Consider the following 17,792-nt stretch of genomic DNA (forward strand, 5'->3'; position numbering starts at 1 on the left):
AAAAAAGTTCTAGAAAAATGCCTAATAAGTAAAAAAGGACCATAAAAAAAGAAAAACCAGCTTGTACCGGTTTTCCTTTTTCATAAAAATATGACTGAAGTCCTTTACAGAAGCGATTCAACCCCATCAACATACACAACAGATCCCGTTACGTGACTGGCCGCGTCACTAGCCAGATAATGAACAAGGTCTGCTACCTGCTCCGGCTGTCCGGACCCTCCGGCAAGCGGCTGATTGCCTTCTGGGTATTCAATCGGAATCGTAATTTCTTTCAGTTTTTCTTCTTCTTTGTTTGTGCTGGCGTCAATGTTCGTATCAATGGCTCCCGGGCAGACGATATTAACACGGATTTTAAACTGCGCAAGCTCGACCGCAGCCATTTTACCAAGACCCACCTGTCCTGCTTTCGTAGTCGCGTAAGCTGAAAATCCAAAGTTTTTAAACGTACGCGTCCCGTTGATGGACGACGTGATAATAATGCTGCCGCCCTGCTTTTTCAAGTAAGGAATGGTGTATTTTAATGTTAAAAAGGTGCCGGTTAAATTGGTCATCATGACGGAATTCCAATCGTCCGGCTCCAAATGCTCAAGCGGCGTAAAAGTGCCATTTTGCCCTGCATTGGCAAAAACAATATCGATTCCGCCAAATCTTTCTGCGCCTTCTCGAATGGCTTTTTCCATCTGATCCGCTTTTGATACATCAGCTGTTACGTGAAAAGCGCGGTCTTCGCCGATTTCACTCACAAGCTCGTCTGAATCTTCCCGGCTGCGGTCGAGCAGGATAATGTTCGCACCAGCTTCCGCCATTTTGATCACGGTGGCTCTGCCAATTCCTGACCCCGCTCCTGTGATAAGTGCTGTTTTACCTGATAAGGATGTATTCATCTTACCTCTCTCCTCTCTTAATAACACAAACCGGCTTTGTGACAGCGGCTCTTCCCCCTGTAAACACAGGCAGGCCATTTGGCTGAATTTTAAACAAGCAGATTTCATCCGAATCTTGGAAAGCCACCACTAAAAAAGGCTCATCCGGCAATGCATAAAAACTGCGGGGCGTTTTTCCATCCACTTTTACATGACGCGGTTCAGATAAGGTGCCGTCCGGGCCGATATCAAAAACCGCCAGCCCATCCCAGCCCCGGATGGCTCCATATAAAAATCGACGGTCGGAACTTATTTGCACATCCGCTCCTGTATGTTCGCCGCTGTAACCGGCCGGCAGCCCGGCAAGTGTATCGAGATGCGTAATAGCGCCCCCATCTCCGACTTTATAAACGGAAACCGTAGAATCCAGTTCATTCATCACATAAACGACGGGCTGCTCTGGATGAAAAAAAGCCATGCGCGGTCCTGCTCCGGGTGCCGCTTTAACTTCTTTTATAATCTCCAGTTTATGTTTGTCGTAAACCACAAGCATATCTGTTCCAAGATCGCAGACAAGCAAGTGACGCCCGTCTGGAAAAGGCGTAACCGAATGAACGTGCGGCGCATCCTGTCTTTCTTTGTTTGGACCGCTTCCCTCATGTTTTGAAAAAGCGTTTTTTTGAAGCGTATCACCGTTGCGTTCGTATTTCGTTACAGATCCTCCATAATTCGCTGTCCATGCATATGTACCTTCTGCATAAATATGGCAGGGAGCCATTTCTCCTGCGTCAGCTTCTGCTTTCAAAATGAGATCATCAGGCTCAATACTAAAAAGAACCGCTTTTCCATCCATTGATTCAGAGGCTGCATATAAAAAACCATCTGCTTCTGCCAGGAAAGACGGATTTTCTACGCCGCTGAAACGGTTTGTGATCGTCAGCGTTTCCGACTCCGTATCTACGATTACTTTGTAAATACCCGGCTCTTCTTTTTTGGCATAACTGCCTGCCCAGAGTGTGTGGTTCACCAGCTAATCCCTCCATTTACGGTTTCATTCTATTTCTTCTTATTACCCCGTCTTTTTCTTTTTCATACCTGGCCGCCATGATTTTGTTGCAGATATTTTTCTGCAAATGTTTTAAACTGGCGGGCAGCCGGTGATAAGGCTCCACGCTTTTTTACGCCGATCGCAATTTTTCGAACAAGAGAATAATCGCTGATCTGGATAAAAACAAGCGGCTCATGAGCAATTTCCGGTTTTTTTGGAAGTACACAAAGGCCCAGCCCTGCTGCGACAAAGCCGGCAATGGTCGGGACCTCCTCTCCTTCAAAAGTGATCTGCGGCTCGATTCCCAGCTCTTCACACATCTCATCAAACATGAATCGGAGGCCAAATCCCTTTTTAAAGGTCACGAAAGGTTCAGCTGCTGCTTCACGGAATGAAAGATACGGCCGTGTTGCAAATGGATGACTCGCGGGAACGGTTATATACAACTGCTCTTCCCGAATAACCGTCCACTCGATGTCATGGCGTTTATAAGGCGGTGCGGTAATGCATAAATCTGCTTCTTCTTCCTGTACTTTTTTCATATTGACTTCTCCTGCTCCCTGAGAAAGCTGAAAAGTTACGTTCGGGTAGAGCCGCTTGTACTCTGCAATTAAATTTGGCAGCACATGCGGCCCAAACGTCGGTAAAAAAGCAATCGATATATGGCCTTTATCGGGAGATACAATTTCTTGAATGTCTTCCTTTGCTTCTTTCATAAGTTGAAGTGCCTGCTGCGCTTTCTGAACAAAAATGACACCTGCCTGCGTCAGCTGAACCTCTTTTTTTCCGCGTAAAAAAAGAGGTGCACCAAGCTCTTCTTCTAATTTCATGATCGACCGGCTGAGGGCGGGCTGGGAAATTGCCTGCTTTTTCGCTGCTCTTGTAAAGTTGCGCGTCTGCGCCACGGCTGCGGCATTTTCAATTTGATGCCATTCCATCGAATCCCTCCATAACTAAAACGCATTGTTCCTATGTTAATTATAAATTGGAACTATCATTTTCAGAAGCGTATAGTAAAACATAGGATGATGAGGAAAGAAGGATGCACATGTCATTTATTGAAAAAGGAACCGTGGAACAAAAAAAAGCGAGCTTTGCTTTGTTTTTAGGAGGCTTCGTTACCTTTGCGACGCTGTATACCACACAGCCGCTCATGCCGCTGTTTTCGGAGCAATTTGGTGTTTCTGCTTCAACTGCAAGTCTCGCTCTGTCCCTGTCTACCGGTGTTTTGGCACTTTCCATGATCGGAGCAGGCGCGCTTTCTGATATCTACGGTAAAAAAAAGCTGATGGCTGTTTCGATGTTTGCAGCCTCTATCATCGGAATCTTGACAGCTTTGAGCCCAAACTTTTGGACGCTGCTGGCTTTTCGGGCACTGCTCGGTCTTTTTTTAGCGGGTGTACCGGCTATTGCAATGGCATATGTAGCGGAAGAATTCAACCCGAAAGCCGTTGGATCGGCTATGGGGCTTTATATTAGCGGTACAACCATTGGCGGAATGTCGGGACGTATCTTAACGGGGCTTTTAACCGATTTCTTCAGCTGGCGAATCGCTTTGCTATTAATTGGACTGACGGCGCTGTCAGCCAGTGTTCTCTTTTTAACTTCACTGCCAAACCCGCGCCATTCCGTGAAGAAGCAGCCTTCTTTCAAAAAAATGGCATTCACATACCGAATTCATTTGTATAACCGCCCCTTATTGGCTGTTGTCTCGCTTGGTTTCTTGTTAATGGGAAGCTTCGTTACGCTGTATAACTATATTGGTTTTTTGCTGATTACTCCTCCCTATTCGCTTAGCCAGACGCTGATTGGATTTATTTTTGTTGTTTTTTTAACGGGAACGTTCAGTGCGGTTTATATGGGCAAAAAAGCAGACAAGTACGGAACTCCTCTTTTGCTGAAATGGTCGATTGGCATCATGGCATCCGGTGCCGTACTGACCCTTTTCCTCTCTCTTTTCATGAAAATTATCGGCATTGCTGTTTTTACGTTCGGTTTTTTTGCCGCTCATTCGACCGCAAGCACATGGGTAGGAGAATATGCAGGATTTAACAAAACACAGGCGTCTTCTATGTACTTACTTCTTTATTATCTTGGCTCCAGTGTTGTTGGATCATTCGGCGGCTGGTTTTGGGCACATTTCAATTGGATTGGTGTCATTGGCTTTATTCTTTCCCTTCTGGCCGGGTCGATCCCTCTTATTTTCTATGCTGAAAACAAACAGCCCGGTGTTTATTGCATCTGGAAAAACAAAACCGCTCAAGCGCACGGAAACGCTTGAGCGGTTTTTAATTATCTATTGATTCACTTTGGTTACTTAAATGCATTAATTCTTCCATTGATAATTCATAAAGCTGGCGGTCGCCATGCTTGAAAATCCCTTGAGCCATCAGCTTTTCAATCCAGATCATCTGTTCATTTTCTGTCGTATGCATGGTGTGCTTCCCCTTTTTTCTTGTTGCTTTTATTTTATTCCCCCGGAATAAACTTTATGAAACATACTTTGCGACAAATAAGGACAAGAAAAAGAGAGCGCTTTTTTAGTTTACGAATTTATCGTGACACCTGTTTTCATTTGTGCTATCCTAAAAAAAACTAAATATTCTTCCACTGGAGGTGCCTTTTAAAAAGGCTGAGATCAAAGTGAGTGACTTTGGGATTCCTGGAACCTGATCCAGTTCATACTGGCGTAGGAAAGTGGCGAAAACCTTTTTAACGGTTTATCTTTGTGCATTCAGCGCTGCTTTCTTTTATAGAAAGCAGCGCTTTTTATTTTGTTTTAGGAGGTGAGGCAGCTGATTCATGCTGTAACTGATGGAGCCGGCCTGCCGGATCATGTACAAACAAAGCTGCTTTCTCTTTTTCCCGAAATCGATGCTGTTTGTATCCGAGAAAAAGGATTGTCTGTACAACAGCTTTTCACTCACCTGACCGGCTTGATTGAGCGGGGAATGCCGCCTGAAAAACTGATTCTTCACTCATCACCCGATCTGGTGCCCTTTCTGCCGGTATTAGGCGTTCACTTTTCTGAATATGATGAACGGCTGACACATTTTAAACAGAAGCATCCTGACAAGCTTGCCGGCCGGTCCGTTCATTCTGTTTCTTCTGCCCAAAAGGCGGAAGCCGAAGGAGCTGATTACCTTTACTTTGGACATGTATTTGCTACAAATTCCAAAAAAAACCTGCCTGGACGAGGGCTCGACACTCTCCATAAAGTAACCGAGTCTGTTGCCATTCCGGTCATCGCTATTGGCGGAATTGACCAAAGCAATATTCCAGCAGTCCGGCAGGCAGGTGCTTCCGGTGTTGCAATGATTTCAGCTTTTTTCAACAGAAAGGTGTGAAACCGTATATGGACAAGTACGAGTATATTTTAATCGGCGGCGGTGTCATTGGCTGTTCTATTGCCTACCGTCTTGCCAAAGCAGGTTATTCAGTTGCGCTGTTTGATTCGGGCGCTGCCGGGAAAGCGTCGATGGCCGCCGGTGGTATGCTTGGAGCGCAAAATGAGTTTGAGTGTGAAAACCCGCTTATGGAAATCGCTCTTGAAAGCAGGGATTTGTTCCCCGATCTGCGTGATGAGCTTTTTGAAGAGTCCGGCGTTGACATTGAGCTCAGAAAAGCCGGCCTGCTGAAAGTAGCCGCATCCGAAGAAGATCGGGATGCTTTAGACCATCAATACCACTTTCTATTAGAAAAAGATCCGACTGTTTCCTGGCTTGAGCCTGAAGAGATTCCCAAAACAGAACCTCAGTTAACGGGACGTACAGCCGGTGCGATTTATTTAGAAAAAGACAATCAAGTTAAAGCGCCGCTGCTTGCGCTCGCATTGCTTCGTTCAGCAGCTAATGCAGGCGTTCATGTTTATGAGCACACCGCCGTTCAAAAGCTGCTTATCAAAAATGGACAAGTTCTTGGCGTCCAAACAAAATCGGGTGACGTTTACGCGAATCGTGTCATTAACGCAGCGGGTGCGTGGAGTTCTTCTCTTCTTTCAGACACCGGCTTCTCTTTGCCCGTTATTCCTGTAAAAGGCGAATGTGTATCTGTGAAGCTGACAGAAAAAGCTCCTGTTAAAACGGTATTTGCAGTTGATGGCTGCTACATCGTGCCAAAAAGAAACAATGAAATGCTGATCGGTGCGACTTCCACGCCAAATACGTTTGATCCATCTGTTACAGCAGGCGGCATTCGCTCGCTGTTAAACCGCGCAGCCCGCCTGCTCCCGGTTTTAGATACGGGCATGATCGAACGCACCTGGTCCGGAGTCCGGCCCCAAGCGGCAGACCATCTTCCTGTTATCGGTGCGCACCCTTTTATTGACGGCTTATACATATGCACTGGGCATTACCGAAACGGCATCCTGCTGAGCCCTGCCACTGGGCTATTAATGGAAAAATATTTGAGCGGCTGTTCAAGAACGGCGGCGCGTCTTGCGCCGTTTTCTCCAGCGCGCTTTTTACCCCAAAAGGAGGCGGCACCTGTATGAAAATGACTGTAAACGGACGCGAAGTGGATGTACCGGAAAATGTAAGGACGGTACGTGACCTGCTGGATCACTTTGGTTTAAATAAAGATCTGGCCATTGTGGAATTGAATCAGTCTATTTTAGATAAAACAACACGGGACGATCAAAAGCTGGAAAATGGCGACCGTGTGGAAATTGTACAATTTGTAGGAGGCGGATAAACATGTTAAAGATTGGACCTTACTCATTTGAATCCCGGCTGCTGCTCGGCACGGGCAAATTCCCTGATTTTGATATACAAAAAGCGGCGGTCGAAGCGTCTCAAACAGAAATTTTAACGTTTGCGGTGCGGCGAATGAATATTTTCGAGCCGAATCAGCCGAACTTTTTAGAAAAAATTGACGTTAAAAAATATACCCTTCTGCCAAATACAGCGGGCGCCAAAACGGCGGAAGAAGCAGTACGGATCGCCAAGCTCGCGAAAGCATCCGGTTTATGCGACATGATTAAAGTGGAAGTCATTGGCTGCGACAAAACATTGCTGCCTGACCCTGTTGAAACCCTGCGTGCATCCGAGATGCTTTTAGAAGAAGGATTTATTGTTCTTCCGTATACATCAGATGACGTACTTTTGGCCAAGCGGCTCGAAGACCTTGGCTGCCATGCGATTATGCCGGGCGCATCCCCCATTGGCACCGGCCTTGGAATTGTCAATCCGCTCAATATTCATTACATTATTGAGCAAGCGAATGTACCCGTTATTGTGGATGCGGGCATCGGCACACCATCAGACGCAGCCAAAGCAATGGAGCTTGGGGCGGATGGCGTACTGCTTAATACAGCGGTTTCCGGCGCAGCCGACCCGGTTCAAATGGCCGAAGCAATGAAATACGCGGTGCTTGCCGGACGGGGTGGATTCCAGGCGGGGCGGATTCCTAAAAAACTTCATGCGAACGCTTCAAGCCCGCTTGAAGGAATGAGCGTGCTTTGACAGACCGGTACTCAAGACAGGTGTTGTTTCCAGGCATTGGACGAAGCGGACAGAATTCGCTGCAGACAAAACATGTGCTGATCATTGGCGCTGGGGCTCTGGGTGCGGCTAATGCAGAAATGATTGTCCGTGCTGGTGTCGGGCAGGTAACGATTGTAGACCGGGATTACGTAGATTTTTCTAATTTACAGCGGCAGAACTTGTACACTGAGCAAGATGCTGTAGACCGGATGCCAAAAGCAGAGGCAGCGCGAAAAAGACTGGCCGCAGTTAATTCTGACGTTCACATCACCGCCCTTACCCAAGATGCCGACGCGGCCTTTTTGGAGCAGATCACGGCCCGAAACCATATCGATTTGATTGTGGATGGCACCGATAATTTTGATGTGCGTTTTATCTTAAACGATGTCGCCCAAAAAAAGCGCATTCCCTGGGTGTATGGAGCTTGTGTAGCATCGGGCGGCTTATCCATGCTGATCGTGCCGGGCGAAACACCATGCCTCCACTGCTTGATGGATACGATGCCGGGAACAGGCGCCACCTGTGACACCGCCGGCATTATTTCGCCCGCTGTGCAAATGACTGCGTCTGTTCAAACGGCGGAAGCGCTCAAATGGCTTTCAGGAAACACGGAGGCACTGCGTGGAACCATTTTTTCCTTTGATTTATGGAAAAACCAATTTTCGTCGGTTGATGTGCAGCGTATGAAAAAACGAGACTGTCCTTCCTGCGGCACAGAACCTGTTTATCCATTTTTATCGTACGAGCGGACAACCAAGTTTGCGGTTTTGTGCGGACGCGACACGGTACAAATCCGGCCGGCTGATGTAACGAAGCGAAACCTGGCCCAGCTGGCGGATCATATTAAACAAACAACCACGATTACGCACCAAAATGGCTTTTTGCTTTCTTTTCAGCAAACACCTTATACGGTTACGGCTTTCCGCGACGGCCGCGTTTTGATTCAAGGGGTATCTTCTGTTGAAGAAAGCAAGCGGGTTTATTATCAATATTTCCAATAAAAAAAACGATCCGGAATCCCCGGATCGTTCAGTGTGTAGATAAAGTCTTTCGCTTTTAAAAAAGAGCCGATAAGTGAAGCCTGCCGGACTCCGCGCCCCTTAGGACAGTGCGGGAGTCTTCGTCCGGCAGGCTTCACTGAGTGGCGTGGAAGATCCATAAGCAAGGACCGGATAGACATTTTCTCTTTTTTAAACAGAGAGATACGACCTTATCAGCTCTATACCATCTTGTCGCAAGCCACTTGGCGGCGGGAGGGCGGCGCAGACTCCTATGGGACGAGCGGGCAGCTGAGACCGATGAAACCGTCAGGCGAAGTCGGGCTCTGCGCCTGCCCCATGGAAAGCGGAGCTGCCTGGATGCCGCCGATCCATCCCATTCATGTGCACAGTCATCCATATAATTTGTCTACAGTCTGAACGATCTCAACCCGCCAAGGATGAAAAGTCTGCTCACTCGTTTTTCAGCTGTTCCAATAACTAGCCTCTTTTCCCGGCCAGAGCGCGTTTTTCTTTTAACAAAAACGACAGCGGCAATGCTACTACAAGCGGAACGAGCGAGTATACAAACACATCCCCTGCTGCCATAGCAGAAGAAGCGTGAGCCTCTGTTCCTTCTCCTGCATAAATCGAAGAACGAAAAGCAAGCAGAGCTGAGAACAAGGCGATAGACAAAGAAGCAATCGACTGGCGCGCCCAGTTGTTGAGTGCAGAGGCATACCCGGCAATCTCCACTGGGATGGCCGACATGCCTGCATTGGTGATAGGCATATTACAAAGAGCGATTCCAAGATAGCGCACCGATGTCCAGATAATGACATAAGCGATCGTTGTCTCGATATCCAAATTCCCCATCATATAACTGCCCATAATCATAATGACAAGGCCTGATAATATAAGAGGCGCCGGACCTGTTTTGTCATACAGCCTGCCGGTTACCGGTGTAAACAGCGCCATCACAAGCGCACCGGGCATCATAATCAGTCCTGTTTCCAGGGCGCCAAATCCAAGTGAGCTTTGTAGAAAAATCGGCACGAGAAATGCCCCTGCGTACAGCCCAATAGACAGAACGGCACTAAGCAAAAGACTGTAAGCATAACGGCGGTGCGTTAGCACTTCAAAGTTCAGCAGCGGAAACTGGATACGGAGCTCGCGCCGCACAAATAAAAACAGCAAAACGAGTGCGATTCCGGCAACGCCGAGCGTTTTTGCACTCGTGAACCCCCATGACTCCCCTTCAGCAAAAGCAGTTAAAAGAAGAATACTGCCAATAAAAGACAGAAGGAGCCCTGGTAGATCAAACGGCATTTTCGCTCCTGCATCGGTCCCGGGAATAAATACCGCAGCTGCCCAGATAGCTGCCGCTGCAATTGGAAGGTTTACATAAAACAGCGCCGGCCAGCCTGCGGCATCGATAAAAAAGCCGGCCAGTACCGGGCCAAGAGCCGGAGCAAGTACAGCCGATAAACTCCATAAGCTGATACCATATGCCTGTTTTTTTCTTTCGATCGTTTTGTAAACAAGTGTCATCGTTGACGGCATAATCATGCCGCTAAATATCCCCTGTAGAATACGCAGCACAATCAAGCTTTCAATACTCCAGGCAAATACACTGATCAGTGAACAAACAAAAAAGCCAATAAGTGCAGTCAAATACACACGCTTAAAGCCAAAGCGCGCACCGAACCAGCCTGCCGCCGGCGCTACTGCTCCGGCTGCCAGCATAAATCCTGTTACCGTCCATTGTGCTGCCGGCAGATCCGCATGAAATTGGTTCATAAACGCCGGGACAGCCACATTTACAGTAGAAGTATTCATAACAGCTAAAAAATTGCCGAAGAAAACCGCGAAAATAATCGACCAAAAGGCCGTCTCTTTTTTTTCTTCCACGTTTTTACACCCGATTTCTGTTTATTCTGTTTCACTATTATAACAAAAAACTTCGTGTCACGAAATGTTAGACGGATTTTTCTTCATCTGCATTAGCCCAGCGCAGCCCGCTTTTTGGAAAAGAATGTGCTACACTAAGAAAAAAGCGGAAAGGACTCGGCCAGAATGCTGAAGCGATTTGTTTTTGTCATTCCTGTTATGGTAATTGTTTTCCCCATTGCCACCTGGATGTTGAACAAGGATTATGCAATGATTGCACGTGATACCCGCCTGCTTATTTCAGCGGGAGCGGCCCTTTTTTCCGGTGTGATTTCATTTTTCTTACTAAAAGGTGATGCAGAAGAGCTGGCTGCCGCCCACCGGGATCGCCAAAACAGAAGAAAAAAGTAAAAAACGCTTGTCTCGATTGAGATAAGCGTTTTTCTTTTTTTAACCAAACATTTTCATTAGCAATGTCGCTAAAATAACCGTAGAGGCGCCGCCTAAGCGTGTTGCTACCTGCGCGAACGGCATCAGTGACATACGATTTGAAGCTGAGAGAATCGCGACGTCACCCGTTCCGCCAAGACCGCTGTGGCAGCCTGTTACGATTGCTGCATCAACTGGATGCATTTTCATGAACTTTCCGACAAAGTAGCCTGTTGCAACCATTGAAATGACAACAGCTGCACATACGATCACGTAAGCCGGTGTTACAATTTTCACTACATCCTCAAGCGGAATGTACAGCATGCCAAGACCGACCATTAAAGGCCATGTTAAGCTTGTTGAAACGAATTTGTACAAGTGATAAGCGCCTTGTTCCATTCGTGCCGGCATAACTTGGAAGACTTTTACTAACGTTGCCCCGACAATCATCAATACAGGGCCCGGGATACCAAGGAACAAGTGGGCAAAGCTTCCGAAGATAAAGAAACTGCAGGCAATTAACAATCCCGCACCCATTAACGAGAAATCAACCGGTTTGTTAATCGTTGTTTCTGAGGAAATCTGGTCCCCTTCTTTTGATTTAACAAGGACACCGTTTCCTGTTAATTCAGGTTTTTTCTCTCCAAGACGCATCATAAGGCCGGCACATACAACGGCCACGATATTTCCAATTACCGCTGCAGGGATCATTTGAGAAACAAATGATTCAGCTGCACCGCCAGAAATTTGCGCGTAAGCAAGCGATAACGGCAGAATACCTTCACCAATACCGCCGCCAATAATTGGCACAACAATGTAAAAGAACGTATGCTTAATGCTGTAGCCAAACAGCATACCGACAAGGCAGCCTGCCACAACAGATGCCAGCGTTCCCAATACAAGTGGGATAAACATGCGTGTAAACCCTTGGATCAATACTTTGCGGTTCATCCCAAGAATACTTCCGGCAACAAGCACCGAAATATATAAATATAAAAAGTTCGATGTTTTCATAAGCGTTGTAACAGCTTCTGTTGCGCTAGGGTTAATTAAATCAAAGAAAACTAAAATAGATGGAACAAGAAGTGCTAAAATGGCTGGACCACCAATGTCTTTTAAAATGGGAATTTTCATTCCAAGATCGCCCATCAGCATACCCATAATCATAATAACGGCAAATCCGCCAATCATGTCCGGCGGCAGCTGATTGTATACAGACGCTGCATAAATAACAGCAGCCAGCACCACATAAAGCGGCAGTGGAACTGGTCCTACAGTAATACTATTTAATTTTTGAAAAAAAGATGGCTTTTGCTCGTTTAAAGGAAACGTTTCCAATTTTCGTTCTGCTCCCATGGTAATAACCTCCTGTTTATTTCTTGCTTCATCTTATCCGGAATTAAAGCGTTATCATATATTATTTACTTTTTTTAATTGTTTTTTAATTAAAAAAAGTAAGCAGTTTCAAACTGCTTACAGAAAGTTTTTCATTATATACTCCTTGGAAAGGTTGCGTGTATGCTGATAAACCGGGCGCCCTACCGTGCCATAAACCACCCTTACATCAAGTACTTCGATATCTGCGAGAAACTTTAAATACTTGCGTGCAGACACACCGGAAATGCCAACTCTTTTAACAATGTCTTCTGTTGAAAAAGCATCCTCTATTTTTTGAATCTCTTCCCACACTTGATTGAGTGTAGCTTTCGTCAGCCCTTTTGGAATATCCTTCGGCCTATCCTGTTCTCCCCTGCCAAGCAGCTGGCGGTCCAATTCTTCCTGGCTGACCTGGCGGGATTGTGTCATAAATGCTCTTTTATCACGATATTCTTTTAATGCTTCTTCAAACCGGTCAAATTGAAACGGTTTAATTAAATAATCAACTGCGCCATAGCGAATCGCTTTTTGTACCCGTTCCATATCGGAAGCAGCAGATATGACGAATACATCTATTTCTTTTTCTTTTTCCCTTACATACGTAAGCAATGATAATCCGTGTGAACCCGGCATGAAAATATCGAGCAGAATAAGGTCAATTTCCTGGTTTTCTATAACCGAAATAGCTTCTTCCACGGTTCCAGCCGATGCTGCCAGTGAAAACCCGCTGATGCTTTCTACATACTTTGCGTGCAGAGCAGCTACCCGCTGTTCATCTTCTACTAATAAAACGCGTATCATGCTTTCCTTTTCTCTCCTTTCTCCTGGAATGGTATATAAACGGTTAATTTTGTTCCTTTGCCCAGTTCTGATAACAAATCAAACTCACCGTCCCGCTGGGCGAGAATATCTTGCACTAGTGACAGCCCGATCCCGCGGCCGGTTCCTTTCGTCGAAAACCCTTTTTCAAATAAGAGATGCTGTTTTTCTTCTTCAATACCGGTACCGGAGTCGGCGACTTCGACTGTTAGAATATCATCTCCATAGCTGAACGCAACATGAATGATTTTTTTCCGGCTTTTTTGTACCGCGTCGATCGCATTATCAATTAAATTGCCAACGACCGTAATCAAATCATGTGTAAGCGCCGGATCTTCCGGCTGCGGAATCGGAAAATCGCTTTTCAGGTGCAAAGAAGCACCTGATTCACGCGCATAGCTTAGCTTGCCGACGAGAAAGCCGGCCAGTACCGGATCTTTTATTTTTTCTGTCAGCATTTGAATTTCATTGCTTTTAAAATCAACCGTCTCTTGAATAAACAAGGCAAGCTCCTCATACGACTTCATTTGAACCATTCCCAGGATTACATGAAGCTTGTTCATAAATTCATGTGTCTGCGCCCGAAGTGCGTCTGCGTATAAACGAACCCCTGTCAGCTGTTCAGCCAGCAGTTTTACTTCTGTTTTATCACGATATGTAGCAACTGCTCCGGCAAGCATTCCCCCCACGTGAATCGGTACGCTGTTTACGAGAAGCTCAACCCCATTGATCCGCTGCTCCCTATCAATTTCCTGCTGCTCTGTTTCCATTACGCGCTGCAGAGAATGAAGAGGAATCGATTCTGTTTTCCCCTCTCTAAAAAGGGACATGGCTGCCCTGTTCATGAGCGTAATCGTCGAATCGCGGTCCACTGCAATAATGCCTTCATGCACGGATTGAAGGATGGCATCACGTTCTTCAACGAGCCGGGCAATCGCAAAAGGCTCCAGGCCAAGCAGCACTTTTTTGATGTAACGAGCCAGCAGTACAGCGCCGAGAACACCAGCCAAAATACCAGCAGCTGTTCCTGCCAGAATATTGTTTCGGCTGCTGGCAACCGCATTTTGAACACTTTCCAGTGAAATGCCGACGGCCACTGCCCCAACTTGTTTTCCAGCTGGATCGAAGACAGGGGTAAACGAGCGGACAGAGGGTCCCAGTGTCCCTTCAGCTGTAGACACATATTCCTCACCAGCGAGTACATGTTCCTCATCGCCGCCAGTAAAGGGCTGGCCGATTTTGTCAGGGTCTGGATGTGACTTGCGTACCCCATTCATATCCATGACAACAACAAACTGAACACCGGTTTCCCTGCGGATATCGCTAGCAAAGGCCTGAATGTCCTCTTCTCTTCGTGCTCCCGTAAGCGCTTGAGCGACAAGCGGTGTATGCGCCACCATGCGCGATGCATTTTGCGCTTTTTCTGCTTGTCCTGCTTCAACGGAATCGGTAACGGTTTTTGTAACTAAAATATCTGTGACAAGCAGAGAAAAAGCAACGACTGCACAAACAAAAGCAATAATAACGGTCTGCAGCTTCCATCTTCCTTTTCTCATGCCCTTACCTCCCTAGGGTACACTCTTTTAAGCAGAAACCCATGAAATGCCGCGAGCATTTGCTGAAAGAGCATGCATACCACAACCGGCACTGCTGCCTGCGGTGGAAAAAAGTTAACGGCGATGACGGCACCTGCGCTGATATTGCGCATACCGCCTGTGTAAATCAGCGTCACAATGGTTTCATGCGGCTGTCTGCACGCTACGGCAAGGGCCCAGGAAAGCAGATAGCCGCACAACACGACAAATAAAATAGTCGTGAGAATTTGAACAAATTTCAAATCAATATCACGTAAATAAGGGGCGACCACAGCACTGTTAATCGCAATAACGAGTGGAAGCGACAACTTTGAAAAAGGCGACAGTGTCTGGCTGATCCGGCTTGCTTTTTCTGATTTTACCCACTCGTTCACAAGCATGCCAAGCAAAGACGGCAGCACAATCATCCAAAACAGCCCGCTCATCATCTCGAAAACATCCATTTCCACTTTACTTCCGGCCAGCACAGACATGCTGAACGGCACAACAATGGGTGACAGAATTGTATCAAGTAAAATAATTACAAGCGCAAGCGGTACACTGCCCCGGTACATCGTTACCCAGATCACACTTGTAATTCCAGTCGGAATCACAAGCGCCAGTGTAAAGCCTGTAACAATCAGCGGATCATCAGGAAATAAAAGATGTCCGGCCGTCCAGGCAAACAGCGGCGTAATCATGTGAAGAATCACGAGCGCCAGAAAAACAGGAAACGGATGAGTCATCGTATGATGCAGCATCCGGAAATTTGAATTTAAACTGCCGGTAAACGTCATAAAAGCAAAGACCCATGGCACAATAAAAACCCATGAGTGAATCCATTCCGCTAATAAAACGCCGGCAAGAACACTCACAGGTGTTAAAAGCGGCATCCACCGCGTTAAAAATATGTTCATTGCTCGAAGCATACAAAGGAACCCCATTCTTTTTGTTTGCTTCTATTGTATCATTATGAAAAGAATTCGGCGCATCAGGTTATGCCAGCTTATAACGGTTGATAGGCCGGCCAATCACGCCATATTGAATATTAATTTTTACCTTTCCGCTTTTCTCTAAATAATCTAAGTAGCGGCGCACGGTAACCCGGGCAGCACCGACTCCTTCCGCGACTTCTTCCGCTGACAAAGGCTTGTCCGTTTTCTGCAGGTGTGAAACAATTTTTTGCAATGTAACAGCATTCAGCCCTTTCGGAAGCTGCTCCGCTTCATCCGGTCCGCCTGCTTTTTGAAACAAAAGGCTGTCAAGCTCTTCCTGGCTGATTCTTCCTTTTTCACTTAATCGATTTTGAACAGATTGATAATGTTCAAGCGCCTGCTTCATCCGCTCAAATTTAAACGGCTTCATAATATAATCAAATGCGCCATGCTGGATCACCTGGCGGACGGTATCTATATCACTTGCGGCCGTGATCACGATTACGTCTACTTGAATGTTTTCCTGCCGCAGTAAATGAAGCGTCTCTAGCCCGCCCATTAACGGCATATATAAATCAATAATAATAAGATCCGGAGACAAGCGGCGGATCAGCTCCATTCCTTCTCTTCCGTTGCCCGCAATGCCGATTACCTCAAATCCGTCTACTTTGTTGATAAACTCCTTGTTTACTTCTTGAACCATTAAATCATCTTCAATAAGCAGCACCTTGATCACATTTCAGTCCCCCTATCCTTTTTTGGCTTCATTGGAAATACAAGAGAAAAAGTTGTTCCTTCACCCGGCGCAGACTCAATGTGAATGCGCCCGCTTCCTTTAGCGGTGATTTCGCTCACTAAATGCAGGCCAATCCCCCTTTCTGTATACGCTTTCGTTGAAAAGCCCTGCTTAAAGATGAATGGCTGATCTTCTTCCTTGATCCCCGACCCGTTGTCTTCAACTAAAAGCGAAACAATATCACTTGTTTGCTGAATACTTACATAAACTTCATTGTCTTCTTTAGGATCTTCAAACGAGTCAAAAGCATTTTCAATCAAATTGCCAAGTATAAGTACAAAATCATGATGATCCATGTGGGGCGGAAACGTATGCAGTGAGCTGTTTCGGTCAATGGTCACCTGAACCCCAAGCTCTTTTCCCCGGCTTACTTTGCTGAGCAGCAACCCCGACACGCTGTCATCGCGGATGTTCTTTGTTAAAAAGCGGGTTAATTCTTCCTGCTCCTCCGATACTTGAAACACATATTCCAGCGCTTTTTCCCGGTTCCCGAGCTGAATCAAGCCGGCAATCGTGTGAAGCTTGTTCATGTGCTCATGATTTTGCACACGCAGGGCACTCACAAAAGCCTTCACTCCGGTCAGCTCTTCCGCAAGCTTTGTGACTTGTGTTCGATCCTGAAAGATGGCAATGGCCCCAACGGCAACGTTTTTTACCCGAATGGGAATCCGGTTGGAGACAATGACTCTATCGCTTATATGCAGCTGCTTATTTAAAATGGGACGGTCCAGCATAAGAATTTCCGGCAAGTAGGTATCCGGAAGCACGTCCCTGATCCTGCGGCCGATCACTTCTCCACTGATACCAAGCATTTCTTTTGCCTTATGATTAAAGATGGTAATCTGTTCATCCCTGTCAATTGCGATGATTCCTTCATGCATCGCATTGAATGCTTCAGTTCTTTCTATAACGAGCTGCGCAATTTCATGCGGCTCAAGCTGAAACATCTGCCGCTTGATGTCCCTTGCCATCATATACGCTCCCCACAGGGCAATAAACAATGCGATACCAGTCGCAATGAATATCTCTTTTTTTACAGACAGCAGCATATCTACAATTTCTGGCAGTTTGTATCCCGCAATTACAACGCCAACCTGATTGTGTGATGCATCCATGATTGGCACAAAAGCCCGGATCATCGTACCCGCTTCACCTTTTCCTCTTGATACATAAGCATGCTCAGCAAAAGCGGGCCCTTCATCTTCCCCTTCCGATACTTTACCAATCTGGCTGTTGATCGGATGAGTAAGTCTGATACGGTTCATGTTTAAAATAACGATATAATCCGCTCCATTAATCACCCGCAGTTCTTCCACTGCCTCCACCGCTTCTTTTGTGACACTGCCCGACGAAGCGAGTTCACCCGGTACACCAGGCAGTTCAGCGACTGTCCGCGCCGTTAAAATGGCCCGGTCCCGCAGCTCGCTCTCTCTCGTTTGAAGATAATTGCCGGTTAGGGCAATGCCAAGTGCAAAAAAAGAGAAAAGGAGTATAAATATGATCAGCCCTGTTATTTTCCCCTGAATTGGAATACGTACCATTCATAACGCCGCCATTCTAAAAGATTCTCGTGTACATGTATTTTACCATGTTAAAGAAAA

18 protein-coding genes and 1 riboswitch are annotated in these 17,792 nt (G+C 46.4%); of the genes, 7 read left to right on the plus strand and 11 right to left on the minus strand.

What is annotated here, in order from left to right:
• Positions 1-104: 104 nt before the first annotated feature.
• From RIN81_RS14395 to RIN81_RS14405, 3 genes are all read right to left on the minus strand, one after another.
• Positions 105-884 carry an SDR family oxidoreductase gene (locus RIN81_RS14395; RefSeq protein WP_309091307.1) on the minus strand — a complete coding sequence of 260 codons (780 nt, stop codon included), beginning with the start codon at positions 882-884 and terminating at the stop codon, positions 105-107.
• A gap of 1 nt (position 885) precedes the next feature.
• Positions 886-1,890 carry a lactonase family protein gene (locus tag RIN81_RS14400; RefSeq protein ID WP_309091309.1) on the minus strand — a complete coding sequence of 335 codons (1,005 nt, stop codon included), beginning with the start codon at positions 1,888-1,890 and terminating at the stop codon, positions 886-888.
• 62 nt (positions 1,891-1,952) lie between these two features.
• Positions 1,953-2,849 carry a LysR family transcriptional regulator gene (locus RIN81_RS14405; RefSeq protein ID WP_309091311.1) on the minus strand — a complete coding sequence of 299 codons (897 nt, stop codon included), beginning with the start codon at positions 2,847-2,849 and terminating at the stop codon, positions 1,953-1,955.
• 110 nt (positions 2,850-2,959) lie between these two features.
• Here RIN81_RS14405 and RIN81_RS14410 point away from each other — a divergent pair, with 110 nt between their 5' ends.
• Entirely contained in the window at positions 2,960-4,192 is a 1,233-nt protein-coding gene (locus tag RIN81_RS14410; RefSeq protein ID WP_309091313.1) for an MFS transporter, read from the plus strand.
• 7 nt (positions 4,193-4,199) lie between these two features.
• Here the strand turns inward: RIN81_RS14410 and RIN81_RS14415 are convergent, their stop codons facing one another.
• Positions 4,200-4,346, minus strand: coding sequence for a Fur-regulated basic protein FbpA (locus tag RIN81_RS14415; protein ID WP_309091315.1), 147 nt, complete (start codon positions 4,344-4,346; stop codon positions 4,200-4,202).
• 167 nt (positions 4,347-4,513) lie between these two features.
• Positions 4,514-4,624, plus strand: a riboswitch (TPP riboswitch).
• A 73-nt stretch (positions 4,625-4,697) separates the two neighbouring features.
• On the opposite strand from RIN81_RS14415, the gene RIN81_RS14420 reads away from it, so the two are divergent.
• From RIN81_RS14420 to RIN81_RS14440, 5 genes are read left to right on the plus strand one after another with little or no spacing between them, the layout of a single operon-like run.
• Complete coding sequence (locus RIN81_RS14420) at positions 4,698-5,258, plus strand: thiamine phosphate synthase (protein WP_309091317.1); 561 nt, start codon at positions 4,698-4,700, stop codon at positions 5,256-5,258.
• 8 nt (positions 5,259-5,266) lie between these two features.
• Positions 5,267-6,403, plus strand: coding sequence for a glycine oxidase ThiO (gene thiO / locus RIN81_RS14425; RefSeq protein WP_309091319.1), 1,137 nt, complete (start codon positions 5,267-5,269; stop codon positions 6,401-6,403).
• Positions 6,400-6,603 (plus strand): sulfur carrier protein ThiS, encoded by a 204-nt coding sequence (gene thiS, locus RIN81_RS14430; protein WP_309091321.1) that lies wholly within the window; start codon positions 6,400-6,402, stop codon positions 6,601-6,603. Before thiO ends, thiS begins: the two co-directional genes overlap by 4 nt.
• Before the next feature lie 2 nt (positions 6,604-6,605).
• The gene (locus tag RIN81_RS14435) at positions 6,606-7,373 is read left to right on the plus strand and encodes a thiazole synthase (RefSeq protein ID WP_309091323.1); all 768 of its coding nucleotides are present in this window, start codon (positions 6,606-6,608) and stop codon (positions 7,371-7,373) included.
• Positions 7,370-8,395, plus strand: a complete 1,026-nt coding sequence (locus RIN81_RS14440) for a ThiF family adenylyltransferase (protein WP_309091325.1) — start codon at positions 7,370-7,372, stop codon at positions 8,393-8,395. The genes RIN81_RS14435 and RIN81_RS14440 overlap by 4 nt, the downstream gene beginning before the upstream one ends.
• A gap of 477 nt (positions 8,396-8,872) precedes the next feature.
• On the opposite strand, the gene RIN81_RS14445 is transcribed toward RIN81_RS14440, so the two are convergent.
• On the minus strand, positions 8,873-10,282 hold the full coding sequence (locus tag RIN81_RS14445; RefSeq protein ID WP_309091327.1) for a DHA2 family efflux MFS transporter permease subunit: 1,410 nt from the start codon (positions 10,280-10,282) through the stop codon (positions 8,873-8,875).
• Between the two features lie 165 nt (positions 10,283-10,447).
• On the opposite strand from RIN81_RS14445, the gene RIN81_RS14450 reads away from it, so the two are divergent.
• Entirely contained in the window at positions 10,448-10,672 is a 225-nt protein-coding gene (locus RIN81_RS14450; RefSeq protein ID WP_309091329.1) for a hypothetical protein, read from the plus strand.
• 39 nt (positions 10,673-10,711) lie between these two features.
• Here the strand turns inward: RIN81_RS14450 and RIN81_RS14455 are convergent, their stop codons facing one another.
• From RIN81_RS14455 to RIN81_RS14480, 6 genes are all read right to left on the minus strand, one after another.
• Positions 10,712-12,046, minus strand: coding sequence for a 2-hydroxycarboxylate transporter family protein (locus RIN81_RS14455; protein ID WP_309091331.1), 1,335 nt, complete (start codon positions 12,044-12,046; stop codon positions 10,712-10,714).
• Positions 12,047-12,163: 117 nt separating this feature from the next.
• Entirely contained in the window at positions 12,164-12,868 is a 705-nt protein-coding gene (locus tag RIN81_RS14460) for a response regulator (RefSeq protein WP_309091333.1), read from the minus strand.
• Positions 12,865-14,442, minus strand: a complete 1,578-nt coding sequence (dcuS, locus tag RIN81_RS14465; protein ID WP_309091335.1) for a DcuS/MalK family sensor histidine kinase — start codon at positions 14,440-14,442, stop codon at positions 12,865-12,867. Before dcuS ends, RIN81_RS14460 begins: the two co-directional genes overlap by 4 nt.
• Positions 14,439-15,389, minus strand: coding sequence for a bile acid:sodium symporter family protein (locus tag RIN81_RS14470; protein WP_309091337.1), 951 nt, complete (start codon positions 15,387-15,389; stop codon positions 14,439-14,441). Before RIN81_RS14470 ends, dcuS begins: the two co-directional genes overlap by 4 nt.
• Positions 15,390-15,456: 67 nt before the next feature.
• Positions 15,457-16,131 carry a response regulator gene (locus RIN81_RS14475; protein ID WP_309091339.1) on the minus strand — a complete coding sequence of 225 codons (675 nt, stop codon included), beginning with the start codon at positions 16,129-16,131 and terminating at the stop codon, positions 15,457-15,459.
• A complete protein-coding gene (locus RIN81_RS14480) occupies positions 16,128-17,732 on the minus strand; it encodes an ATP-binding protein (protein WP_309091341.1) in 1,605 nt (534 codons plus the stop codon). The genes RIN81_RS14475 and RIN81_RS14480 overlap by 4 nt, the downstream gene beginning before the upstream one ends.
• Between the last annotated feature and the right edge of the window lie 60 nt (positions 17,733-17,792).

This window comes from Domibacillus sp., assembly GCF_031181085.1.
Taxonomy (GTDB): Bacteria; Bacillota; Bacilli; order Bacillales; family Domibacillaceae; genus Domibacillus.